The 25141-nt window shown below is 66.7% G+C and carries 20 protein-coding genes and 1 pseudogene; 4 read left to right on the plus strand and 17 right to left on the minus strand.

Translation table 11 applies throughout. The annotated features are described in order from the left end of the window. Positions 1-15 precede the first annotated feature (15 nt). The 3 genes and pseudogenes from HWX31_RS10995 to HWX31_RS11005 all read left to right on the plus strand — a co-directional run. Positions 16-774 (plus strand): annotated as a pseudogene (locus HWX31_RS10995) (beta propeller lectin); the annotation flags it as partial. Positions 775-1452: 678 nt separating this feature from the next. Next, positions 1453-3624: a PA5441 family protein gene (locus HWX31_RS11000; RefSeq protein WP_174961699.1), complete on the plus strand. Its 2172-nt coding sequence runs from the start codon at positions 1453-1455 to the stop codon at positions 3622-3624. A gap of 7 nt (positions 3625-3631) precedes the next feature. After that, positions 3632-4342, plus strand: a complete 711-nt coding sequence (locus HWX31_RS11005) for a DUF3142 domain-containing protein (protein ID WP_174961697.1) — start codon at positions 3632-3634, stop codon at positions 4340-4342. Between the two features lie 14 nt (positions 4343-4356). Here the strand turns inward: HWX31_RS11005 and HWX31_RS11010 are convergent, their stop codons facing one another. From HWX31_RS11010 to HWX31_RS11020, 3 genes are all read right to left on the minus strand, one after another. Beyond that, positions 4357-4932: a cysteine hydrolase family protein gene (locus tag HWX31_RS11010; protein WP_174961695.1), complete on the minus strand. Its 576-nt coding sequence runs from the start codon at positions 4930-4932 to the stop codon at positions 4357-4359. A gap of 32 nt (positions 4933-4964) precedes the next feature. Then, the gene (locus HWX31_RS11015; protein WP_174961692.1) at positions 4965-5756 is read right to left on the minus strand and encodes an MHYT domain-containing protein; all 792 of its coding nucleotides are present in this window, start codon (positions 5754-5756) and stop codon (positions 4965-4967) included. Between the two features lie 116 nt (positions 5757-5872). Continuing rightward, positions 5873-7036 carry a multidrug effflux MFS transporter gene (locus HWX31_RS11020; RefSeq protein WP_244143721.1) on the minus strand — a complete coding sequence of 388 codons (1164 nt, stop codon included), beginning with the start codon at positions 7034-7036 and terminating at the stop codon, positions 5873-5875. Between the two features lie 152 nt (positions 7037-7188). Between HWX31_RS11020 and HWX31_RS11025 the strand changes: the two genes are divergently transcribed. After that, the gene (locus tag HWX31_RS11025) at positions 7189-8058 is read left to right on the plus strand and encodes a LysR family transcriptional regulator (RefSeq protein ID WP_174961690.1); all 870 of its coding nucleotides are present in this window, start codon (positions 7189-7191) and stop codon (positions 8056-8058) included. Positions 8059-8092: 34 nt separating this feature from the next. Here HWX31_RS11025 and HWX31_RS11030 read toward each other — a convergent pair whose 3' ends face one another. The 14 genes from HWX31_RS11030 to HWX31_RS11095 form a co-directional block, all read right to left on the minus strand. Next, on the minus strand, positions 8093-9454 hold the full coding sequence (locus HWX31_RS11030; protein ID WP_174961688.1) for a metallopeptidase TldD-related protein: 1362 nt from the start codon (positions 9452-9454) through the stop codon (positions 8093-8095). Next, positions 9454-10887, minus strand: coding sequence for a TldD/PmbA family protein (locus tag HWX31_RS11035; RefSeq protein ID WP_174961687.1), 1434 nt, complete (start codon positions 10885-10887; stop codon positions 9454-9456). Before HWX31_RS11035 ends, HWX31_RS11030 begins: the two co-directional genes overlap by 1 nt. After that, positions 10880-12514 (minus strand): ABC transporter ATP-binding protein, encoded by a 1635-nt coding sequence (locus HWX31_RS11040; protein WP_174961685.1) that lies wholly within the window; start codon positions 12512-12514, stop codon positions 10880-10882. Before HWX31_RS11040 ends, HWX31_RS11035 begins: the two co-directional genes overlap by 8 nt. Then, positions 12514-13620: an ABC transporter permease gene (locus HWX31_RS11045; protein ID WP_174961683.1), complete on the minus strand. Its 1107-nt coding sequence runs from the start codon at positions 13618-13620 to the stop codon at positions 12514-12516. The genes HWX31_RS11040 and HWX31_RS11045 overlap by 1 nt, the downstream gene beginning before the upstream one ends. Further along, positions 13574-14626: a microcin C ABC transporter permease YejB gene (locus tag HWX31_RS11050; protein ID WP_174961681.1), complete on the minus strand. Its 1053-nt coding sequence runs from the start codon at positions 14624-14626 to the stop codon at positions 13574-13576. Before HWX31_RS11050 ends, HWX31_RS11045 begins: the two co-directional genes overlap by 47 nt. Positions 14627-14640: 14 nt before the next feature. Next, positions 14641-16464, minus strand: coding sequence for an extracellular solute-binding protein (locus tag HWX31_RS11055; RefSeq protein WP_244143729.1), 1824 nt, complete (start codon positions 16462-16464; stop codon positions 14641-14643). A gap of 139 nt (positions 16465-16603) precedes the next feature. Continuing rightward, positions 16604-19354, minus strand: a complete 2751-nt coding sequence (locus HWX31_RS11060) for a TonB-dependent receptor (RefSeq protein ID WP_174961677.1) — start codon at positions 19352-19354, stop codon at positions 16604-16606. Positions 19355-19573: 219 nt separating this feature from the next. Then, positions 19574-20149: a helix-turn-helix domain-containing protein gene (locus HWX31_RS11065; RefSeq protein ID WP_174961675.1), complete on the minus strand. Its 576-nt coding sequence runs from the start codon at positions 20147-20149 to the stop codon at positions 19574-19576. Between the two features lie 257 nt (positions 20150-20406). Then, entirely contained in the window at positions 20407-20835 is a 429-nt protein-coding gene (locus HWX31_RS11070) for an ExbD/TolR family protein (RefSeq protein ID WP_010095493.1), read from the minus strand. A 9-nt stretch (positions 20836-20844) separates the two neighbouring features. Then, positions 20845-21267 (minus strand): ExbD/TolR family protein, encoded by a 423-nt coding sequence (locus tag HWX31_RS11075; protein WP_059481340.1) that lies wholly within the window; start codon positions 21265-21267, stop codon positions 20845-20847. A 17-nt stretch (positions 21268-21284) separates the two neighbouring features. Next, positions 21285-22202 (minus strand): MotA/TolQ/ExbB proton channel family protein, encoded by a 918-nt coding sequence (locus HWX31_RS11080; protein WP_174961673.1) that lies wholly within the window; start codon positions 22200-22202, stop codon positions 21285-21287. 75 nt (positions 22203-22277) lie between these two features. Next, the gene (locus HWX31_RS11085) at positions 22278-22982 is read right to left on the minus strand and encodes an energy transducer TonB (protein ID WP_174961737.1); all 705 of its coding nucleotides are present in this window, start codon (positions 22980-22982) and stop codon (positions 22278-22280) included. 622 nt (positions 22983-23604) lie between these two features. Continuing rightward, positions 23605-24177, minus strand: coding sequence for a GNAT family N-acetyltransferase (locus HWX31_RS11090; protein WP_059635231.1), 573 nt, complete (start codon positions 24175-24177; stop codon positions 23605-23607). Between the two features lie 294 nt (positions 24178-24471). Next, the gene (locus tag HWX31_RS11095) at positions 24472-24798 is read right to left on the minus strand and encodes a hypothetical protein (RefSeq protein ID WP_174961670.1); all 327 of its coding nucleotides are present in this window, start codon (positions 24796-24798) and stop codon (positions 24472-24474) included. Between the last annotated feature and the right edge of the window lie 343 nt (positions 24799-25141).

A 25141-nucleotide genomic window follows, 5' to 3' on the forward strand; every position in this document is an offset into this window, starting at 1 on the left:
AAAAAAATGGTCAAGTTGGCTGCGTCGAATCAATTCGGCATTTCAGATCAGACCGACGTATTTCTCGTCGATAGCGAGGGCACCCTGCAGGTCGCCTGGGTAAACGGTGCCGGAAGGTGGAACGGGCCAGTTCCGATCAGTCCACCGGATCTTTTCCCTCCCGGCGCCGCCGTCGCAGCGTCGAATCAGTTCGGACTCTCGAATCAGACCGACGTGTTCGGCGTGGGCAGCAATGGGGCCTTGCATGTTGCGTGGGTCAATGGCGCCGGCGGATGGAACGGGCCGGCTCCGATCAGTCCGCCGGGCCTATTCCCTCCCGGCGCGGTCGTCGCAGCGTCGAACCAGTTCGGGCTCTCGAATCAGACCGACGTGTTTGGCGTGGGCAGCAATGGGGCGTTGCACGTTGCCTGGGTCAACGACGCCGGCGGATGGAACGGGCCGGCTCCGATCAGTCCGCCGGGCCTTTTCCCTCCCGGCGCCGCCATCGCAGCGTCGAACCAGTTCGGGATTTCGAATCAGACCGACGTGTTTGGCGTGGGCAGCAATGGGGCCTTGCACGTTGCCTGGGTCAACGGCGCCGGCAGATGGAATGGCCCGGCTCCGATCAGTCCGCCGGGCCTATTCCCTCCCGGCGCGGCCGTTGCAGCATCGAACCAGTTCGGGATTTCGGATCAGACGGACGTGTTTGCCGTTGATGGCAACGGGATCCTGCATGTTGCCTGGGTAAATGGTGCCGGTGGATGGAACGGACCGGTCCCGATTGTCCCACGATAGCCGATGAAGGACGATTCATGGAGGTTACCGGCAACGGGTTCACTTCTGGCGGGACCGTCCGACTCAGCTACGACATCCTTAGCGGAAGCGGACCCACGACGCACAAAACCGGACAGAAAACGCTTACGAGCAACGGAACGGGAAACTTCCTCGGGCGCAACAGCGGACGGATCGATTTGACTCCGCTGCGATGGAAGAAACGTCCAACCCATTAGCGACATACTTCAAGCTACGCGCTGCATCGACGACGTCCGTAAAAATCTGCCGACCGGCGGCAGTGGGTCGATAGTGGGCTGCCCCGGTCACAGAAAGCGGTCGTTCTCAGCGACGATCGAGACGGTTGCGCCGAACATTCGCCCCGGTCAGTCTTCGGTCCGCGACCGAATGGAAGATGTCTGCAACAGCCACCGAAATTACCCGCCGACGTCACCATCAGCACGTTGAACTCCCCAATCGAAGCGCCGAGGACGTCGGCGCCAGTACAACTCGGTCATTCGCGGCCGCGCGCGCAAGCCCGCCAACAACTACTCGGCTTGCCCGCTTGCTACCAGCAATGCCCATTCAATAAAATCGAGCCCTTCGACCTTGCTCCCCCGAGCAAGCAAGCCCGGAACAAGCGGCTTCGAGCCCATGGCCGAAATCCTCGAATCCGCCCGGCTCCACCCCAGCACAAGAACAATGCCGAAAACCATGTTGCTGCACCGAAACCTGATCGCCTCGCTGACGGCGAGCCTGCTTTGCATCTCCCATGCCCACGCCAGCTCGGACGATAGTTGCTATTCGCCCGTCACGCTCCGGCAGAACACCTATTCCTGCGGCGGCATGCCGATCCTGACCCCTGCCAACGACACGCGCATCAACGCGATGCTGCTGATGGTCGACAGCGGCAAGGTCGCGCAACTGTTCCCGGACCCGAAGACCATCCCGCCGGCAGACCGGGTAAACCGGATCATCGTACCGTTCTCGTACGACTTCTCCGGATGGATCGACATCGGCCAGAAGCAGCCCGACACGGCTGGCAACGCATCGGACGCCGCCGCTCCATCGAATCGATACGCCGATGGCGAAGGCAGCATTTGCCGCAGCATGAATGCCGGCGTCGACGCGTTCGGCGACGCACTGAACACCGCCAAGGATCTCCCCGCTGACGAAGCCGCGCGCCTGCGCGCCGCGCGCGTCGAAATCGCCCAAAAGACCTGCTCCACTGGCGGCGCCAGTGCCGCGTGGACGAAGCCCGCGGTCAAATCGCCGATCGGGCAGCAGTTCGCGGCCTACCTCGACGGCACGAACGCGTTCTACCGCTTCGACTTCCTCGCCGCGACCAGGGCGTTCGCCGGCGCATCGCGCGGCGCCAACCCGTGGCTGAAGGAAACCGGGCTCTATATGGCCGGGCGCGCGCAGTTGAACGCCGCGCAGGCCAATGCGTTCGACCACGACAGCCCCACGCCGTCACGCGACAGCGTATCGAAGGTCTCGCTCGACGCCGCGAATACGGTCTTTCGCACGTACTTGCGGATTTATCCGCAAGGGCGCTATGCGGCCTCCGCGTCGGGTCTGTTGCGGCGCGTCGCATGGCTCGGCGGAAACGTCGCACAGCAAGCCGATCTCTATGACAACGCGTTCGCGCACTGGTCGCCCACGGCGTCGAACGTGCCGCTCATCCAACTGGCGAATGAACTCGACAACAAGCTGCTGTTCGCATCGGAATTCGACGCGCGCAAGGTCCAGTCGCCCGCCATGCTGGCGACCGTCGACCTGATGCGCATGCGCACGTCGAGCAGCGGCGACGCGAGCCGCGACAAGCCGCTGGCACTGGGCGAATTGCAGGCACAGAAGCCGAGATTCGCCGCTATGCCCGCGCTCTACGATTTCCTGCTTGCCACCTGGTACGTCCATGTCGGGCATAAGCCGGACGCGGCGCTCGGCTTGTTGCCGCAGACGCCCGGCGCGTCGCTCGACTACTTCGGCCTGAGCCAGCAGACGCTGCGCGCCTTCGCGCTGGAGGACAGCGGCCAGTCCGACAAGGCGCGGCAGCTCTGGCGCGATCTGATCCCGCTCGCGAAACTCCGCTTCCAGCGCGAGGCGCTGGAGCTCGCGCTCGCGATCAACCTCGAGCAGGCCGGCCTCGTCGACGACGCATTCGCCGACGATTCACCCGTCCGGAACGCCGCCATCCGTGCAATCCTGCTGCAACGCGCGGCCAATGCGGACCTGCTGCGCGCGCAGGCACAGAACAAGTCGACCACCGGCGCGCTGCGCGACATCGCGCTTTATACGCTGCTGTACAAGGAGTTCACGCGCGGGCATTACGCCGACTTCGTCGCGGACGTCGCGCTGGTGCCCGACACGCCTGCCGATGCGTTGAAGCCGTTCACCCTGCCCGGCGCCAGGAACGAGGACGGCTACGCGTGCCCGTCCGCGCGCGACGTCGCGGCGGCGCTGCAGCAGAATCCCGCCGATGCGAAAAGCCTGAACTGCCTCGCCGATTTCGTGCGCCGCCATCCGCCCGCTCCGGGTCTCGAAGAATATTCGACGCCGTCGTGGGCTGCCGGCGCCGCGCCTGCCAGCGGCGCGCGCGTGCCGCCGACGCTCGGGAGTGCGCCGTCACTGTTCAAGGGCAAGCGGTACGAGCGGATGCCGAGCTACGTGACGGTGATGGACGATGCGCAGGCGAACCCCAACGACCGGGCCTACGCGCTCTATCGGGCGATCAAATGCTATGCGCCGTCGGGCTCCAACGACTGCGGCGGGAAAGACGTTCCGAAGACCACCCGCAAGCGCTGGTTCAATACGCTGAAGTCCGCCTATCCGGGCAGCCCGTGGGCGCAGACGCTCAAGTACTACTGGTGAGCCCGGCTTGATGCGCATCCTGTGCACCGCGTTGCTGCTCTGCGCGCGCATCGCGCTGGCCGGCACGGCCGATCCCGCGCAGTACGACGCGTTCTGGCTATGGGCGGGCGTGAAGCCGCAAGCGGTCGTGCGCGATGCGCGCACCGTCTACGTGCTGCAAGGCCAGATCGAGGCGTCGCCCCGGGACGATGCGCAAGTGCGCTTCATCGCCCAGGGCGTCGCGCTGCCGCCCGCGCCGAATGCGCGCATCTGGCTCGTCTATCGTGCGCATACGCTGCGCTGGACGCCGCGGGTCACGCAGATCATGCTGGCCCAGCTCGCGCGCTGGCGTGCGTCGGGCCGCACGATCGCGGGCATCCAGATCGACTTCGATGCGCGCACGCGCCATCTTCAGGACTACCTTGCGTTTCTGCGGACCCTGCGCGAGACCTTGCCCGCCGATTGCCGGTTGAGCATCACGGGGCTCCTCGACTGGAGCAGCCGCATCGATACCGACCAGGTCAACCAGCTCAGGGGGATCGTCGACGAAGTGGTCGTGCAGACCTATCAGGGGCGCAGCACGATCCCCACCTACGCCGCCTATCTCCCCCGCGTCGCGCGGCTGCAGCTGCCGTTCCGCATCGGCGTGATCGAAGGCGGCGAGTGGGATGCGCCGCCCTACCTCGCGGCGAATCCATGGTTTCGCGGCTACGTCGTATTCCTGCGGAATGCATCCTAGGGCGTGTTCACGCCCTAGGCGAGCAACTGCAACGCATCCGCGAGCGACAGCACCGTCGTGCGCGAATCGAATGCGGTGGAGAACAGATGGTCATGGACGACCTGATCCGGGTCGTAGCAGCAATCCTTGACCGTATACAGGCGGAAATCCGCGTCGCTCGCGTACGCGACCGACGACAGCACGACACCGGTCGACGCAATGCCGACCATGATCAGCGAATCGACGCCTCGTGCGGAGAGTCGTACTTCAAGATCGGTGCCGAAGAACACGCTGGCGCGATGCGCGGTGATGAGCGGTTCACTCGCCTGCTGGCCCAACTCCGGCGCGGTCCGGTCGTCGATGAAGAGACCCAGCTGCTTGATCCCCTGCCCGTTCCTGTTCAACGGACTGACTTCCGGATAGCCCGGACTGAACCGCAGGTTCGCGAAATAGACGCCGACGCCCTTGGCCCGCGCCGCGTCGCACAGCTTGCGCGTATTGGCGAGCAACGCCGGCGCGACCGATGGAAAGAGCGCGAGAATGTCGGTCTGGTAATGCATGACGACGAGCGCGGTTTGCGCCGGCGCGATAGCTGGAATCCGTGAACTCATGCTGGTGCCCTTGTCCTTTCCGTCGACGGCAATTAGCGAACCGCGCCCCGCCTGTCGATATGCTCGGCCAGAATCGCCTCGGCCCGTGCACGTGCACGCACGTTCGCCCTGGCATCCAGCCCCGCAATGGCAATCGCGACCGCGAAAATCACCAGGCTGAATGTCACGACAATCCCGGCCAACCACGGCACCGGCAGATTGCGCAACATGGAAACGGGGTAGCTGCCTGCTTCAAAATGCGCGGCGGCCATGCCGCAGTAATGCATCCCGCACACCGCAAAGCCCATCACGATCGCCGAGCCCACCCGGCGAATCCGCCGGTGCGTGCTGTGGCGGCGCATATCGAATGCAAGCCATAAAGCCGCCCCGCTTGCCAAGATGGCGATCACCACCGACAGTACGACCAGCCACGGCTGGTAGCGAATTCCGGAACAGATGTCCATCGCCTGCATGCCGAGGTAGTGCATGCCGGCGACGCCCAGTCCCATCGCGATTGCGCCCGTGATCAGATGCGGCCAGCTCGGATCGTAGCGGCACAGCGGCATGAATCCGATTGCCGACGCGCCGATCGCGACGAGCAGCGATGCAATCGTGACAGGGATGTCGTAGCCGACGGCGATCGGCAGCTTGAAGGCCAGCATGGCGATGAAATGCATCGACCAGATGCCGAGCCCCATGATGCAGCCGCCGAAAACGATCCACGGGCCGAGTGGTCGATTGCCGATCACGTCCAGGCGATCGGAAATATTCAGCGCCGTATACGATGCAAAGATTGCAATAAGACAAGAAAGCCCGACAAGCGCGAGATCGTAAGTGCCAGTCATTATCGTTCTACTCGTTTGAACTGCATTTGGCCAATGCTTGCCAGCGCGCGGTTATTGCCCCCGATGCGCCCTGATTCTTGAGGGATCGAGTATATACATAGACTCGGTGAAACGCGTCATGCCGGGTCTGCCGAACGCATATGCCAACGTCGTGGAACGCATGTCGAAAGCGCCAGCAGCCCCAGCACCAGAACCGACGCGGCGAGCACCTTGCCACTCGTGCCGAACAGCGCGCTCACGCTCGTCGCGACCAGCGCCGCGCTGCCGATCTGACAAAAGCCGACGAGGCCCGACGCCGTGGCCGAATGGCCGTGCTCACTCGCGACCGCGCCCGAAACGGCCAGCGACAGCGACGAACCGTTGGCCAGGCTGACCACGCACATCGGCAGCACCACCGCTGCGACGCCCTGAAGCCGAAACGCGGCCGCTGCGGCAAAGGCCATGCCGCCGAGCACGAAGCAGGCGATGCCGGCCGCGACGATGCGATCGTACGGCCAACGGTCGAGCAAACGCTTGGCCAGCAGGTTGGCCGAGATGATGCCGGCCGTCAGCGGCAGGTACAGCCAGCCGCTTTGTTCCTCGCTCAGCCCTTGCCGCGCGAACAGGAACGGCGACTGCGTCAGGTAGACGAACCACGCGCAATAGATCGTGCAGACCACCAGCGTGTAGCGGCGGAACGCGGAGTCACGCAATACATCGCGAAATCCGGCGAACGGCGACGTCCGGGTTCGAACGCCTTCAGGATGCGTCTCGGGCAGCAACGCGAGCACCATCAGCAGCGCTGCCGCGCCGAATGCCGCGACGAGCAGGAAGTCGGCACGCCAGCCGACCGCCGCGGCAAGATGGCCGCCGATGGCCGGTGCAAGAGCCGGCGAAAGCGAAACGAGCGGATAAACCACCGCATAGACCTTGGCGGACGTGCGCTTGTCGCAGGTGTCGGCGATGACGGCCCGGCCGATGACGAGGCCCGACGCGGCCCCCAGCGCTTCCACCATGCGCCAGATCAGAAAGGCCGCGAAGCTGCCGGCCGCTGCACAACCCAGCGAGCCGACGATGTAGAGCGCGATGCCCGCCAGCAGGACGGGCTTGCGGCCGTGACGGTCGGACAGCGGGCCGTAGGCCAGTTGCGCGGTCGCCAGCACCAGCAGATAGGCGGAAACGGATTGCGGCATCTGCCAGTCCGCGATACCGAACGCGACGGACATGTCCGGCATGGCGGGCAGATAGACATCCGACGCGATGAGGCCGAACGCGCTCAGCATCGCGACGGTGAGGATCAACGATAGTCGTGGCATGACGAAACTCCGGGCACGCCGGCGACGCCGGCATGCTTGGTTGGGATAGGAGCGGGCCATGTTACGGAGCCGTCGAACAGGTGAAAATGCATGAATTCGCAGATATGATCTGCAAATTTGCAGCCTCGACCGTGACTATGAACTGGGACGACGTCCGAATCTTTCTCGCCGTGCATCGCGCCGGCACGCTGCGCGGCGCGGCGGAACAGCTCGGCGTCGATCAGACGACGGTGGGGCGGCGGCTGGGCAGCCTCGAGCGCGACCTGGGCAGCCGCCTGTTTTTGCGCACGACCGGCGGCCTCGCGCTGACGGACAGCGGCCAGCAGGTATTGGGAACGGCCGAGGCGATGGAATGCATGGCCATCTCGTTCGAGCGGCGCAGCGAAGGCGCTGACGCGCTGGCGGCCGGCGAGGTGCGCGTGACCACGACCGATGCGCTGGCGGTGGATTTCGTGGTGCCGGCGATCGAGCGCTTGCAGTCCCGTCACCCGGCGGTGCGCGTAATCATGAGCACCACGCCGCGCGTGCTCAATCTCGCGCGGCGCGAAGCGGATATCGCCGTGCGCACGTCGCGCCCTGACCAGCCCGAGCTGATCGTGCGCCTGCTCGGGCGCTGGGAGGTCGGGCTCTATGCGACACGGCGCTATCTCGACCGCTTCGGCGAACCGCAGCCCGGCAGCGGATTCGCCGGCCACGATATTGCCCGGTACCAGTCGGGCGTCACACAACGGCAAGACGACACGCTGGTCGGCGAACCCATGACCGACGGGCGCGTCGTCGCCGAACTGGACTCCAGTCTCATGCTGGCGACGTTCGTGCGCGCGGGCCTCGCGCTCGGCGAGCTACCTGCCTACCTCGCGCTGCGTGACCCCGAGCTGGTGCGAATCTGGCCCGAGCGGCAGCGCGCCACGCCGTACGAAGCCTGGCTGGTATTGCATCAGGACCTGGCGCATACGGCGCGGGTGCGGGTCGTGGTCGACGCGCTTGCCGACGCGTTTGCGCGTTGAGACGCGCTGCCCGACCGGCAGCGCCCCCCTTCCTTCACAGCGTCAATTCAAACGCGCGCACGAGCGCGCCCGGCACCTGCGCGCCGCCCGTCGCGCGCTCGCCCCAGCCGGCATCGTTTAACTGCAGCGCAGGCGTCGCGCCGAGCTGCTCCAGCTCGGCGCCGAACAGCCGATAGAAGCTGTCGTCGAAGCGCATCGCGTCGACCGGCGCGACGATCCTGCCGCCCTCGACCCAGAACGTCGCGAAACGCGTCATCCCGGTCATCCGGCAATTCATCCGGTCCGAAAAATTCAGGTACCAGAGATTGCCGACGTACAGCCCGGTATCGAGCGCCGCGAGCACGTCGTCGTCCGCCAGCGTGCCGCCCGCGATCGACAGCGACTGCGGCGTCTCGTCGGCGTCCGCGCCGTTCGGCGTCAGACCGTACTCGCGGGCGCTGCGCGCGCCGACGAGCCGCGCGGCACTCTGCCCCGCGACGACGAGCGGCACGCTCTCGCGGCGGTATCCGTCCGCATTGAACGCGGGCACGAGGTCGAGCGCCAGATCCTCGGCGATCGACACGCGCGGATCGAGCGCGACGTCGCCCGCGTGCAGCTTGTGCAGCGCGCTGCGCGCGCTCTGGTGCGCGCGCGCCGAAAAGCCGTCCGAGCCGATCAGGCTGGTCATCTCGTAGATCGCGGCCGGCGCGAAATACGCGCGATAGCGGCCGGGCGCGAGCGCCTGCGGCGCGCGGCCGAGCACCGGCAGCCGCGCGGCGGCCGTTTCGACCTTGTGCGCGAACACCGCGTCGTCCCAGTCGTCGCCGACGTAGGCCGTCTTGATCGCGCGGCCGCCCGGCTCGTACAGCGACCAGTTGAAATCGAAGTTCTCGACTTCGTGCCAGCCGCGGCTGCCCGTCGACGACGCGAAGCCGCGCGCCAGCGAGCCGCCCGAGTAAAAGCCGACGAAGTCGAGCCCGCGCGCGCATTCGGCGACGATCCGCGCGAGTGAATCCGCGTCCGGCAGACGGCCGGCGCGGCGCGTGTCCTGCGTCCACGTCGACGTGTCGTACAGCAGGTGCGGATCGTCGGCCGCGTCGCGCAGCCCGTCGCGCAGCGCGCGAAGCGTCGCCGCGAGGTCCGGCAGGTCGGCGGCCGTGTCGCCGGCCAGCGTCGACGTGGCGCTCGCCTGCCGCGCGCCGTCGATCAGCCGCACCGACAGCTTGCCCTGCACCACGCGCCCGGTCTGGCGAATCCGGCCCTGGTTGAAGCGGACGAAATCGGTCGTCTCGCCGGCGAACCACAGCAGCACCGTCTCGCCGGGCGCCTTGAGCCGCCCGGCTTCGTCGGCGAGCCGCGCGAAGTGCGTGCGCCAGTCGAGCGCCGCGGCGGCCGTGGTCGTATCGAATCCCGTCATCACGCGCCTCCGAAAACGTCGACGTCGGCGAACACGCACGCGGGCGACGCGTGGCCGACCCGGATCACCTGCATCGGTTCGCCCTTGCCGCAGAACGGCGTGCCGTAGACGCCGAAGGTGCTCGCGTCGCCGACCGCGCGCAGGCTGCGCCAGAAGCTCGCGGAAATGCCGCGGTAGTTCGGCTGCTTGACGACCTGCGTCAGCTTGCCGCCCTCGATCAGTTGTCCGAACTCGCAGCCGAACTGGAACTTGTTGCGGCGATCGTCGATCGACCACGACGTGTTGGTGCGCATCAGGATGCCGTGCTCGATGCCCGCGATCAGCGCATCGAGCGGCTGGTCGCCGGGCTCGACGTTGAGGTTCGCCATCCGGTCGATCGGCGGGCGGTTCCAGTTCGACGCGCGCGAGTTCGCGACGCCGGCCAGGCCCGCGCGCTGCTGCGACAGCGCGCCGCCGAGCGGCCGCTCGAGCACGCCGTTGCGGATCAGGTACTGCTTGCGCGCGGCGCTGCCGTCGTCGTCGAACGCATACGACGCGGCCTCGGACGGCAGGCCCGGATCGAACGTGACGTTCAGAAGCGGCGAGCCGTACTGGTAGGCGCCGAACATCCCGGGCGTCACGAAGCTCCAGCCCGCGAAGTTGCGCTCGTCGCCGAGAATCCGGTCGAGCTCGAGCGGATGGCCGATCGATTCGTGGATCTGCAGCATCATCTGGTCCGGCATCAGCAGCAGGTCGCGCCGCCCCGACGGGCAATTCGGCGCGGCGAGCAGCTGCAGCGCCTCGTCGGCGACCCGCGCGCCCGCGCCGTCGAAGCCGTAGCGCGCGAGCACGTCGAGGCCGCCCTGCGCAAGCGTGCCCGACTGGCCGAGCGAGCGTACCTGCGTATCGCCGTCAGCGTGCGCGACGACGCTCAGCTCCGGCATCAGGTAGCGGAAGCGCTGGTCGATCCGCACGCCGTCGCTCGTCACGACCAGCTGGTCGGTGTGCGTGACCGACACGCTCGCCGTGCGCTCGACGATCCGCGCGTCGACGCGCGCCGCCGCGCATTCGTGCGCGAGGCGCTCGATCCACTCGGCGCGCGACGGCAGCGGCGCATCGAGGCCCGGCGACGCATAGGCGCCGCTCTCGTGCGGACGCGCGGCCTGCCGGTGATCGATCAGCGACCACGCGGCGCTCGCCTTCGCGCGCGCGGTGGCCACGTCGAGCGCCGCCTGGAGTCCGGCCGCCGACAGGTTCGCGGTCGCCGCGTAGCCCGCGCCGGCGCCCGCCCACGCGACCAGCATCGCGCCGCGGTCGCGCACGCGTGAAAAAGGCAGCGCGACGTCGTTGCGCACCCGGTGGTCCTCGGTCGTCTCGTCGACGACGCGCAGCGACCAGAAATCGGCGTCGCTGCGCAATCCGCGGGCGGCATGCGCCCAGCTCTCGTCAATCATGTGCCCTCTCGACTGTTTCCCGCATCGGCGTCAGCATCGACGACGCCATCAGCGCGCGGGTATACGGATGAGACGGCGCATGCAGCACCTGCAGCGTCTCGCCTTCCTCGACCACGCGCCCCGCCTGCATCACGATCACCCGATGCGCCATCGCGCGCATCACGGCCAGATCGTGCGTGATGAACAGGTAGCTGAGCCGGTAGCGCGCCTGCAGGTTCGTCAGCAGCGTCAGCACCTGTTTCTGGATCGACACGTCGAGCGCGCTGGTCGGCTCGTCGAGCACCAGCAGCTCGGGCTCCACGGCCAGCGCGCGCGCGATCGCGATCCGCTGCCGCTGCCCGCCGGAGAACTCGTGCGGGTAGCGCGGCAGCGCGTCGGCCGGCAGCCCGACTTCCTCCAGCAGCGCCGCGACCCGCGCGCGGCGCGCGGCGCCCGCCAGCTCGGGCCGATGCAGCGCGAGCCCTTCGCCGACGATCTGCTCGATCGTCATGCGCGGCGACAGCGAGCCGAACGGGTCCTGGAACACCACCTGCATCCGCCCGTACAGCGCGCGCCGCCCCGCGTTCGCGCGCAGCGCCGCGAGCGGCAGCCCGTCGATCTCGATCGCGCCGGCCGCCGGCTGCTGCAGGCCGAGCACGGCGGACGCGAGCGTCGACTTGCCCGATCCCGATTCGCCGACGATACCGACGGTCTCGCCGCGACGCAAGCACAACTGCACGTCGTGCACCGCGCGAAACGCGCTCTGGCCGAACACCGCGCGCCAGCCCCTGGCGGCGGTCCGGTAGTCGACCGCGAGCGCGCGCACGTCGAGGATCGTCCGCGCGTCGGCCGCGACCGGCTCGATCGCGCGGCGCGGCGCGCTGTCGAGCAGGCGGCGCGTATACGGATGCTGCGGCGCATCGAACAGCGCGCCGGTCTCGTTCGTCTCGACGAGCACGCCGCGCTCCATCACGGCGACACGCTGCGCGAAGCGGCGCACGAGGTTCAGGTCGTGCGTGATCAGCAGCACGGCCATCCCGCGCGCGGCCGCCTCCTGCGCCTGCAGTTCGAGCAGCAGGTCGACGATCTGCTGGCGCACGGTCACGTCGAGCGCGGTGGTCGGCTCGTCGGCGAGCAGCAGGCGCGGCCGGCACGCGAGCGCCATCGCGATCATCGCGCGCTGCCGCTGGCCGCCCGACAGCTGGTGCGGATAGCTGTCGATGCGCCGCTCCGGCTCCGGAATCCCGGTGCGGCGCAGCAGCTCGATGCCCCGCGCGCGCGCCGCGCCGGGCCGCAGCCCTTCGTGCAGCCGCAGGCTCTCCGCGATCTGCCGGCCGATCGTATACAGCGGATTGAGCGCCGTCATCGGCTCCTGGAACACCATCGCGATGTCCGCGCCGCGAATCCCGCGCATCTGCTGCTCGGTCTTCGTCAGCAGGTCCTCGCCGTCGAACAGCATGCGTCCCGACAATTGCGCGTGCCGCACGAGGCGCAGGATCGACAGCGCGGTCACGCTCTTGCCCGAGCCCGATTCGCCGACGAGCGCCACGCGCTCGCCGCGCGCGACCGACAGGCTCAGCTCGCGCACGACGGTCCGGTCGCCGAACTGCGCGGTAAAGCGGTCGATTTCCAGCAACGGTTTCGTCATCATCGGCCTCCACCGAATGCGGACCCGCGCGTGCGCGCGTCGAGCGCGTTGCGCAGCGCGTCGCCCATGAACGTCAGCAGCAGCAGCGTGACGACCAGCGCGGCGAACGCCGACGCCGAAATCCACCACGCATCGAGATTGTTCTTGCCCTGCTTCAGCAGCTCGCCGAGGCTCGGCGTCGGCGGCTGCACGCCGAGCCCGAGGAAGTCGAGGCTCGTCAGCGACAGGATCGCCGCGCTCATCCGGAACGGCAGGAACGTGATCACCGGCGTCAGGCTGTTCGGCAGCACGTGCCGCCACATGATCTGGCGGTTCGTCAGCCCCATCGTGCGCGCGGCCTTCACGTAGTCGAGCCCGCGGTTGCGCAGGAACTCGGCGCGCACGTAGTCGGACAGCATGAGCCAGCCGAACATCGACAGCAGCACGAACAGCAGCCACAGCGACGGCTCGAAGATCGACGCGAAGATGATCAGCAGGTACAGGTCCGGCAGCGCGCTCCAGATCTCGATCAGCCGCTGCCCGATCAGGTCGGTGCGGCCGCCGTAGAAGCCTTGCAGCGCGCCCGCGAGCACGCCGATCAGCGTGCCCGACGCGGTCAGCGCGAGCGCCATCAGCACCGACAGCCGGAAGCCGTACAGCAGCCGCGCGAGCACGTCGCGGCCGAACTGGTCGGTGCCGAGCCAGTTGCTCGCCGACGGCGGCGCCGGGTACGGCCGGGACGCGAAGTAGTCGATCGTGTCGTAGCGAAAACGGTTCGGCGGATAGATCGACAGGTTGCCGCGCGCGTCGAGCTTCGCGCGGATATCAGGATCGAGATAGTTCGTCTTCGCCGGGAAATCGCCGCCGAACTGGGTTTCCGGATAGTCCTTCAGGATCGGAAAGTAATAGTGACCGTCGTAGCGCAGCACGAGCGGCCGGTCGTTCGACAGCACGTCGGCGCCCAGGCTGAGCGCGAACAGCGCGACGAAGATCACGAAGCTCCAGTAGCCGAGCGGCTGCGCGCGAAAGCGCCGCCACGTGCGCCGCCATGGCGACGCGGACTGGCCGGCGCGCGCCTGCTCAGCGGTCCAGGCGGTTGAATTGGATGCGGGGGTCGACGAGGACATAGCAGACGTCAGCGATGAGTTTGGTCAGCAGACCGATGAGCGTGAACAGGAACAGCGAGCCGAGCACGACCGGATAGTCGCGGCGGATCACCGAGTCGTACGAAAGCTGGCCCATGCCGTCGAGCGAGAACAGCGTCTCGATCAGCAGGTTGCCGTTCAGGAATGCGCCGACGAACGCGGCGGGCAGCCCGGTCAGCAGCGGAATCGCCGCGTTGCGCAGCACGTGCTTCCATAGCACGTCGCGTTCGGGCGCGCCCTTCGCGCGGGCGGTCAGCACGTACTGCCGGCCGATTTCGTCGAGGAACGTGTTCTTCGTCAGGATCGTGACGATCGCGAAATTGCCGACCACCGAGGCCGTGACGGGCAGCACGATGTGCCACAGGTAGTCGAGCGCCTGGCCGGCCAGCGTCAGCTCGTCGAAGTCGTCGGACGTGAGGCCGCGCATCGGGAACAGCTGCCAGAACGTGCCGCCGCCGAACAGCATCAGCAGCAGCACGCCGAGCACGAAGCCGGGAACCGCGTAGCCGGCGAGCACGAGCACGCTCGTCGCCGTATCGAAGCGCGAGCCGTTGCGCACCGCCTTCGCGATGCCGAGCGGCACGGAAATCAGGTAGGTGAGGAACACCGTCCACAGGCCGAGCGTGATCGACACCGGCAGCTTCGAGCGGATCACGTCCCACACGCGTGCGTGCACGAAGTACGACTGGCCGAGGTCGAAGCGCGCGTAGGCCTTCAGCATCATCCCGTAGCGCTCGAGCGGCGGCTTGTCGAAACCGAACTGCCGGCGGATCTGCTCGATCTGCTGCGGGTCGATCCCCTGGCTGCCGTGATAGCCGCCCCCGCCGCCGCCCGCTTCGCCGCCATGCGCGTTGCCGTGGCGCAACTGGGTCAGCACCTGCTCGACCGGGCCGCCCGGCACGAACTGCGTGACGATGAACGTGATCGTCACGACGCCGATCAGCGTCGGGACCATCAGCAGCAGCCGTCTGAGTATGTAGGCAAGCATCGTCGCGCCCTCCGTCAGGTGCCGGCAACCGGCGCGGCGCCCGCGGGCCGCTTCCGGTACCAGTAGTCGATGATCCAGTCCTCGTATTGGTAGGAGCCTGGAATGACGGCCGGATGCCCGAAGGTGGTCTTGTAGGCGATCCGCGCATTCGGCAGGTAGTACTGCGGCACGAGGAGGTAAAGGTTGATCAGCACGCGGTCGAGCGCGCGCGTCGCCGTCTCGAGGTCGTCCAGCGTGTCGGCGGCGAGCGCCGCGCGGATCAGCGCGTCGACCGCCTTCGAGCGCACGCCCGGATAGTTCTCCGAACCGACCTCGGAGGCCGCCGCGCTGCCGAAGCGGCGCGCGAGCTCCGCGCCCGGGATCGTGACCGGCGGGTAGATGAAGGTCGTCATGTCGTACTGGAAGTTGTCCATGCGCCGCTGGTACAGCGCGCTGTCGAGCTCGTGCAGCGACGCGCGGATGCCGAGCGTGCCGAGCGCCTGGATGTACGGCAGGATCAGCCGGTCCATCCCCGGCTGGTCGTCGATGATCTCGATCGTCATCGGCGTGCCGTTCGCATCGCGCAGCGCGCCGTCCCGGTAGCGCCAGCCGGCCTGCGCGAGCAGGTCGCGCGCCTCCTTCAGGTTGTCGCGCAGCGAGCCGGGCGGCAGCGTCGACGGCTGCCGGACCATCGGGCCGAACACCTCGGGCGGCAGCTCGGCGCGATACGGCGCGAGCAGCGCGCGCTCCTTCTCGCCCGGCATGCCTTGCGCGCCGAACGGGCTCGCTTCCCAGAAGCTGTTCGTGCGGCGGTACTGCCCGTAGAACATCATCCGGTTCATCCAGTCGTAGTCGAACGCGAGCGCCAGCGCATGACGCACGCGCACGTCGCTGAACTGCGGCTTGCGCAGGTTGATCAGGAAGCCCTGCATCTGCGCGGGGCCGTCGGGGAAGGTCGCGCGCGTCAGCAAGCCGCTGCGGAAGTTCTTGCCGACGTACCGGCGCGCCCATTGCGTCGCGCTGTATTCCGCCCGCGCGTCGATGTCGCCCGCCTTGAACGCCTCGAGCATCGTGTACTGGTCGAGATACAGCTTGAACGACACGCGCGCGAAGCGGTACATGCCGCGCCGCGACGGCAGGTGCGCCGCCCAGTAGCGCGGGTTGCGCGTGTAGACGATCTGCTTGTCGTTCTTGCGCTGCTCGATCAGGTACGGGCCGCTCGCGATCGGCGGCACGGTCGCGATCTGGTCGAACGGCGGCCGCGTGCCGTCGGGCCGCAGCCCCCACTTCGGCGAGAACACCGGCAGGTCCCCCGCGATCAGCGGCGCCGCGCGCTCCGCGCGATTGAAGTCGAAGCGGACCGTCTGCCGGTCGACGACCACCGCGCGCCGGATCACCGCGAACTGCGCGTTGAAGAGCGGCGACGCCTGCGGGCTCGACAGCGTGTCGAACGAATACTTGACGTCCGCCGCCGTGATCGGGTCGCCGTTCGAGAAACGCGCGGCCGGATCGACATGGAACGTCGCCGACATGCCGTCCGGCGCGACCTGCACGTCGTCGGCGATCAACGCGTACTCGGACGCAAGCTCGTCCCAGCTCCGCTGCATCAGCGTATCGAACATCAGATGCTGGATATCCGGGGCGGCCGAGCCGCGCACGAGGAACGGGTTCAGCGAGTCGTAGCTCTGCGCCTCGTTGTAGTTCTGGAAGCTGAGCGTGCCGTCGTCCGGCGCGTCCGGGTCCGCGTAGTCGAAATGCGTGAACCCGGCGGGATATTTCGGCTCGCCGAACTGCGCGATCGCCGGCGCCGCCGCCGCGCCCGCCGTCGCGACGCCGTACGCGAGCACGGCCGCGCTCATGGCGCGGGCGACGCGCGTCGCGAGCGAGCGCGCATGCAACATCAACACTGTCATCGTGGATTTTCGTGTGGCCGCATCGGCGCGCGGCCGATGCGAGGTCGATTCGAAATGCCGGCGCGCAAGCGCCGGCCTCACGCGGTCAGAACCGGTACGTCGCGCCGGCCTGCGCGAAGCGGCCGACGTACGTGTACAGCGACGTGTCGTAGCCGGTCTGGTAGGCCGCGTTCATGTACACCGGATCGAACGGCGGCTTGCGGTTGAAGATGTTGTTGATGCCCGCGTACAGCGTCCAGTGCTTGAACCCCGTGTAGCTGACGTTCAGGTTGAACTGGCTGTACGACGCGACGCTGTCCTGCTGGCCCGGATAGTTCCCCGCCGGCAGGATCGCCTGGGTGTACGGGCCCACGTAGATCCACGTCAGCGTCGTGTTCCACTTCCGGTAGTTCCAGTTCAGGTCCGTGTTGCCCTTCCAGCGCGGGAAGCTGCCGCCGAACGGCTGGTTCACCGAGCCGTTGTTGCCCGCGAAGTCCGTCTCGACGCCGCCCACCGGCATCTTGAAGTGCCACACGTACGCCCAGTCGCCCGACAGCGTGAACGTGCCGATCGCCGTCTTCACCGACTGGCGGAACGTCGTCTCGAAGCCGTCCGTGTCGAGGTGCGACAGGTTCTTGTACGGCAGCAGCACGTACGCGATCGAGCCGTTCGGGTTGCGGACCACGCGCGACGGGTCGTTCGCGTCGACCACCGACTGCACGTCGTCGGTGCCGATCACGTTGTCGACGTGGATCTTGTACCAGTCGAAGCCGATGTCGGTCGTGCGCGTCGGCGACAGCTGGAAGCCGATGTTGTAGTTCTTCGTGCGCTCGGGCTGCAGGTTCTGGTTGCCCGCCTGGATCTCCTCGGTCAGGTTGTACGCGCCCGGGTTGTTCGGATCGTGCGAATCGATCACGCCCTGCGTGCCGAAAGTGCGGGACGACGTGTTCTCGATCAGAGTCGGCGCACGGAAGCCGCGCGTGTACGACGCATACGTCGTGAACTCGCGCACCGGCTGGAAGCGCAGCGCGAAGCGCGGCGAGAACGCGCCGCCGAAATCGCTGTAGTGATCGTAGCGGCCCGACTGGCTGAAGGTGAGGTTTTTCAGGATCGGCACGTCGATCTGGTAGTAGACCGCCGCGACGTTGCGCTGGCCGTTCACCGATTGCATCGCCGGCGCGATGAACGTGCCGTCCGCCCAGCCGAGGCCGGTGCCGATGTACTGGGATTCATGCCGGAACTGCGCGCCGAGGCCGAGGCCGACGTTGCCGGTCGGCAGCGTGAACAGGTTCGGCGTCGCGAGCGTCGCGTCGACCGTGTCGAGCTTCGTGATCGCCTGCGTTTCCGCGTTGCCGTACAGCCCGTTCAGGCCGTTGGGCGTGGCGGACGGGTTCGCGAAGTCGAATCCGCCGTTCTGGATGAGGTTCTCCAGCACGGACGCGCGGATCCGGTTCGAGAAGTTGTTCGACACGACGCTCTGCGAGTGCGAGTACGCGACCGACCAGTCCCAGTCGCCGGCCTTCGGCGTCTCGAACGTGCCCTTCACGCCCGTCGCCGCGCGCCAGAAGTTCGCGCTGGTGCGCACCGACTGCGTTTGCCCGAACGCATAGCGCAACTGGGTCGGCACGCCGAACGGGTTGTACGGATTGCTGCCGGGCACGACGTTCGACACCAGCTTGACGCCGCCCGTCGCCGGATCGAACGTCTGCGTGCTGGAGCCCAGGCGGCCGACGCCGGAGTTCGTGACCGTCGTATTGTTGCTTTCCCACAGGTCGGCGAACGCCTGCATCGCGTCGCTGATCTTGAAGTCCGCATGCACCTTCGCGCTCAGGCGCTCGGTCCACGGCGAGATCGACGACGCATAGGCGGTGTTGTTGCCGCACACGCTGCCGCTCGAGCCGAACGCCTGCGCGGTCGAACCGGACGGAAGCTGCCGGCCGCCGTTCGGGCACGGGCCGAGCGGAATGTTGGTGCCGTTGCGCCGCCAGTACGACAGCGATTCGTTGTTCAGGCCGCCGGGAAAGTTCGAGAAATCCTGGTTCTGCGTCATGTCGCGGTCGGACGCCAGAATCCCGTTCGACTTGTAGTAGCTGAGTGCGGCCGTGACGTTGAAGCGGTCGGCATTCAGGTCGCCGATGCCGCCCAGGATGCTGAACTGGGTCGTGCCCGCGCCGCCGCCGTCCTGCGTCGCGCCGCCGTAGCTGCCGCCGAGCTCGAGGCCCTGGAAGTTTTTCTTCGTGATGATGTTCACGACGCCCGCGATCGCGTCGGAACCATACTGCGACACGGCGCCCGTCTTGACGATCTCGATCCGGTCGATGATGTTGATCGGCAGCGTGTTCAGGTCGAAGAACTGGTCGGTGCCGTTCACCGCGAACGCATACGGCGCGACGCGCTGCCCGTCCACCAGCACCAGCGTGTATTTCTCGCTCAGCCCGCGCAACGCGATGCCCGCGCCGCCGGGCGCGAAGCTGCCCTGCGCGCCCGAGCCCTCGCCCCAGCTGCTCGACGAGTTGGCCGATACGCCGCGCAGGAAATCCGACACGGTCGTATAGCCGCTCTGTTCGATGTCCTTGGCCGTGACGGTCTGGACCTGATTGAAGCCGACCTTGTCAGCGCTGCGGATCAGCGAGCCCGTGACTTCGAAGCGCTTGATCTGCGCGACCTTGTTCTTGCCCTGCGCCGCGGCCTCCGCACCGGTGGATGCGGGCGCATCGTTCGCAACCGCCTCCGCGACCGCCGCCCCCCCGGGCGACGGCTGGCTCTGCGCGAACGCCGGCGCCGCCAGCGTGGCCGTCAGCGCCACTTCCGCCCAGATCATTCTCTTGATAGCCAACGCCAAAGCTCTCTGCTTCATCTTCCCCACTCGCTCATCAATAAGAATCCGCCGGTTTTGCAGCGGGATCTCGTCGATCCCCGCCCGATGCCGGGCGTCTGCATACCGGTCCCCGTTATTGCCGACCTGCCACTTGCACTGCTTCGAACCCGTCCTTCCGCGTTGCGAACCGGACGACTTTCATCATTCAGTCGTCCTTATGTAATTCTTCGACCGGACACGCGATGCCCTTTTCATCGATCAGCCCTGTCTTGGTGCACCGACCCAGACGATCACCGCTTCCTCGTCGGCGGCGTTGCTCCACGCATGCGCCACCATCGATTCGTAATGCGCGGTCTCGCCCGCCTTCAGCATGACGGTTCGTCCGTCCAGCGTCAGCTCGATCTCGCCGTTCATCACGTAGAGGAATTCCTCCCCCGCGTACGACGCGACTTCCCGCGCCGCCTGCCCGGCTGGTATCCGGAACAGCATCGCGTCCAGCTTCGTCCCGCTCGCCAGGTGGGAGACCTGAGCCAACGCGTGCGCGATCGCGTCGACGCCGGACTGCGGCAGCGCCGCGCACCGGCACGCCGTCGGCGCGTCGCCCGGCGCGCCGACGAAGTGGTCGATCGTCACGCCCAGCGCCCTCGCGATCCCGACGAGCGACGCGATCGACGGCATCGCGCGCCCGCGTTCGATCTGTGACAGGAACGGCTTGGAAATGCCGGCCGACGCGGCGGTCACGTCCAGCGTCAGCTTGAGCTGCCGCCGCAGCATGCGAATCCGGTTTCCCATCGAGGCGGCGACAAGCATCGATTCATCGGAAGGCGAAGCCATAGTGAGACACGAACCCGTAGTCGAAACTGTTTGATGAATACGCGCCCGGCCGACCCGATCGCAGCACGCCTCCAGCGCGGCTGCGTACCGGCAGGAGCCGTGGTCACGCGACCTGGATTCGATGTTACGGTTTTCCCGCTATTCGCATCGCCTCGTGTCAGTTTGCACTGCAAACCAATGTGGATATCTCGCCTTTTCCCCGGTTTCCGCCGTTACCGCTGCCTGCCGTTACCGGATCACCGGCACGCCCGCCCGCTTCACGGCATGTACTGCTCGTTGCCGATGAGGCCGATCCTGGTTGCGCCGACGCGCTGCGCGCTGGCCAGCACGCCGGCCACGGCCTTGTACGGCGCGAGCCGGTCCGGCCGCAGGCGGATCTCGGCCTGCACGGGCTGTGCGGCCACTTGCGCGAGCTTCTGCTCGAGCGCCGCGCGATCCGGCACCCGCGCGCCGTTCCAGTTCGTCGCGCCGTCGGCGCCGATGTCGATCTGCACGGCCTCCGGCGGCTTCGCCGGCGGCGGCGGATTGCCGACCGGCAGGTCCATCCTGACCGAGTGCATCTGGATCGGAATGGTGATGATCAGCATGATCAGCAACACCAGCATCACGTCGATCAGCGGCGTGGTGTTGATGTCGACCATCACGTCCGGCTCGCCGCCGCTACCCGAAGATACGTTCATGCCCATCGTCGACTCCTACCCGCCGCGCGCCGGCGGCTCGGTGATGAATGAAACCTTGGCGATGCCCGAGCGCTCGCACGCGGTGATCACGCGGCCGATGAACTCGTAGCGCGTGTTCTCGTCGCCGCGCACGTGCACGTCGGGCTGCGGCGACATCTGCGAGATGCCCTTCAGCTTCGCGAGCAGCGTCGCGCCGTCCACGTGCGTTTCGCCCCAGAAGAATTGCCCGTCGCGATTCACCGCGATCTCGACGCTTTTCGGCGTCGTCTGCAGCGGCTGCACCGTTTCCTTCGGCAGCGCCAGCGGAATCGTGTGCGTCACGACCGGGATCGTGATCAGGAAGATGATCAGCAGCACCAGCATCACGTCGACGAGCGGCGTCGTGTTGATGTTGGCGATCACCTCGTCGCTGTCGTCCTGCCCGACGTTCATGGCCATCGCGCACCCCGCCCGCGTCAGTGGACGAGCGACGCGGCCCGCGCGCCGGCGGCCGCCCGCACCGGACGCTTGCTGCCCGCGAGCAGCACCGTGTGGAGCTGTGCGCCGAAGTTGCGCACGCGCTCCATCACCGACTTGTTGCGGCGAACCAGGAAGTTGTAGCCGAGCACCGCGGGCACGGCGACCGCCAGCCCGATCGCGGTCATGATCAGCGCCTCGCCGACCGGGCCCGCGACCTTGTCGATCGACGCCTGCCCCGCGATGCCGATCGCGGTCAGCGCGTGGTAGATGCCCCATACGGTGCCGAACAGGCCGACGAACGGCGCGGTCGAGCCGACCGTCGCGAGAAAGGCGAGGCCGTCCTGCAGACGGTTCGACACATTGGTGATCGCGCGCTCGACCGACACGTCGATCCACGTATTGCGGTCGACCGCCTCGAGCAGCGCCTCGTCATGATGCTCGCCGGCCTCGATCGCGGTCTCGGCGATGAAGCGGAACGGCGACGCGTCGTCCAGCAGCTTCGCGCCGTCCGACAGCGTCGGAGCCGACCAGAGCTGCTCGTCCGCGAGCTTCGCGCGCCGGTTCGCACGGAACTGCTCGAGGAACTTGGCGATCATGATGTACCAGCTGCCCATCGACATGATCACGAGCAGGATCAGCACGAACCGCGCGACGAAATCGCCGTTCTTCCACAACGCGCCGAGACCGTACGGATTCTCGACGGCTTTCGTCGCCGCCGGCGCGGGCGGCGGCGAAGGCGCGTCCGCGGCGGCCTGCGGCTCGGCCGCCGTCGTGGCCGCCGTCGTGACCGATGCCGGTGCGGCGGCCGCCCCGCTCGCCTGCGCGAACGCCGCCTGCGGCGCCACGACCGCCTCGACCGCTGCTGCGGAGATCAACATGCAGGCCGCCAGCGCGGCCATTGAACGCTTTTCCATACCTGCTCCGATTCTTTCGTTAAACTTACTAATTGACATGCCAGATCCTGCCGTTCCGGCGCCGCTCGCGCCTGCTCAGTTCAGGTTGAACGAGAACGGAACCTGCACGCGCACCGACTGCCCCTGCGCCACGCACTTGAATCGCTTGACCGTGTTGTATGCCGCGCGGTCCAGGATCGGGTCCGCCGATTGCGCGACACGCTCGTTGGTGATGTTGCCGTCGGCGTCGACGACGAATTCGATCGTGACGTCGCCGGTGATGTTGTTTTCCTGCGCTTCCTTCGGATACTGCATCGATGCGCGCATCTGATCGGAATTCGGGCAGACGACGCCGACCTCGTGGCTCACCGGCTTCGCGACGGGCGCGGGCGGTGCGACGACGGGCGCCTGCACGGCCGGCGCGGACGGCACGGGTGCGGCCTGGTGGGTGATCGTCGCCTGCGGCGGCGCCTGCACCGGCACTTCCGGGGGCGGGACGAACGGCGGCGGCGGCAGCGCCACTTTCGGCGGCGGCAGCTTGACCACCGGCATCGGCGGCGGAGGCGGCGGCGGCTTGACCGGTTCGATGATGCGGGTTTCGATCGGATGCTGGACGACCTGGACGACCTTGGTCGCGAGGCCATTGAGGAGCGCGTAGACCAGAACGACGTGCAACAGCAGCACGATCGCGATACCGCCGAACCGGCGCACCGGGTTTTGCGGCTTCCCGCCGAATTGCCGCGGCCGCCCGAGCTGAGCCAGCCCGCTGCTGGACGCGAGCACGCCTTCGTCGACTTTGATACCCACCTTCAATCCCCCAACGCGAAATTCACCGGTCTTTTCAGACCACGGCCCGGATTACGACGTGCTCGAATTCAATTTCCCTTAATCCTGAATTGCTTATTTATGGATATGCAATTCAGGTTAGCCGCGGCTCGCGCACGGGCAAAGCGGCTCACACATCGAGCCCAATTCGATTCCGGGAAATGTAGCGAATATTCGTCCGCTCGAACGGCGGCCGGCAGCGCGCGGCCAAGCCGAAATCAGGCGGGCCGCTCCGAGAAATAACCCCGAGCTGATTGAATATTCATAAACAAACCGTCGCTTCGTGATTGAGGAAGATATCAAGGAAAAAAAATGAGCGTCAAACTTTTTTTGATGAAACACTCAAAGTTTGATCACATCAAACTTGACGAATTAATTACGAAAAATACCGGACGTTTGATTGAATCAAACATCTTTTATATCCACGATTCAGAATAATCGATAAAAGTTTGACCACATCAAACTTTTATCCGGATATGACCACTTGAAACCGCCTCTCGCGAAGCCGAAATAACCTTCATTTCATTTCGTCATCCGATCATTAAGCATCGGAAATTAACAGGCGATCGGCACGGCAACGCGCCGCCGACGCACGCCGTCAAACCGGCGCCGGATTGATCAGCGCGGTCAGGACATGGTCCGCCCACGCGCCGTTGATGCGCAGATACGCGCGCGCATAGCCTTCCCGCTCGAATCCGAGCCGTTCGAGGAGCCGCGCGCTGCGCCGGTTTTCGGGACGATGATTGGCCATCACGCGATGCAGCGCGAGCTCGTCGAACACGTAGCGAATCGCGGTCTCGAGGCACTCGTGCATCAATCCCCGACCTTCGCAATCGCGTGCGATCGAAAAGCCGAGATAGCACGCGCGGAACGGCTCCGGAACGATCTGCGTGAAATTGCAATCGCCGATCAATCGATCGTCGTCCTTATCGAACATCAGAAGGTGCACGGCGCGGCCGGCGGCGATGTTTTCCTCCATCGACTGCAGCCGCATCTCGATCGCATGCCGGGTGTAAAACGAATCGGGCCGCGACGGCTCCCACGGCATCAGATGCGTGCGGTTTTCGACGTAGTACGCGAGCATATCCGGCGCGTATGCGCGATCGGCCGGGCGGAGCAGCAGGCGGTCGGTGATGAGCGGGTTCGGCAGGATCGGGGGCGCGAATTTCATCGGCGGATCGAACAGGAGCGGAGGTCGAAGGCAGGAAGATAGCGCAGCCTGCCGTCGTCGGCACGAGCGCCCACGCGGGCCTGATCGGATCAAAAAGTGAAAACGTTGCAGATCCTTGCGACGGCCCCGGATCGCGGACAAAAAAATGCCCGCGGTACGCGGGCGAGCTTCGCTCTGAGAAACCTCAAAAACAAACTGGACGACTGATCGTACTCCTCGAAAATCCCGCGTTCGACACAGGTAAACCCGTTCGCGGTTTACCCGCTCGGCGACGCGCGATACCGGGCGAATCGCTCAGTGCAATTGCTGCTTCAGATCCGAGAGCTCCGAATGCATCGAGCTCACCGCGTTCATGATGCCGGCATCGACACCGCCGGCCTTCATGCAGGCGCGCTCGGCGCGATCACCGATCCGTTCGAGATCGTCGACCCATTGGCGGATGCGATCGTCGTCGCCGGACGCCGCGATCTTCTTCGCCGACTTGCATTCCTTGTCCAGCTCGTCCACCCAGTTCAGCAAGTCCTTGGGCGCTGTCTTGTCCGAGTGGCAGGTCCGTGATGCCTCGCTGATTGTCTGCTGCAGGTGGCTGAAGCGCTGTTGCATCTCGCTGGCTTGCAACATGATGACCTCCTACATGAATGTCGGCGCCCGGCGAATCCGGGCAGCCGATCACGCCGTACTTCCCCTCCACCGCCATCCACAACGGCGAGCCGGGGGTCGAAGCGATGCAGGTTGGTTGTGCCGGAACGGCCACCGGCCCACGAGGAGCAGGCTTCTAGTGTAGGTCATCGGCGACGGCCCGTTCGTCGGCGCACGCGTGGCGCAGCCGCGCGCCGCCGGTCGAACGGCAGGCTCGCGATCGGATGAATGAACGGATCGGACCCCGAGCGCGGGCTTGCACGGCCCCGCGCGGCCGTCGCGCGGCGCAACGCGGCGTACTTGGCGCACGCGTCGCCGTTCGATT

This window comes from Burkholderia ubonensis (assembly GCF_902833085.1).
Classification (GTDB): domain Bacteria; phylum Pseudomonadota; class Gammaproteobacteria; order Burkholderiales; family Burkholderiaceae; genus Burkholderia; species Burkholderia ubonensis.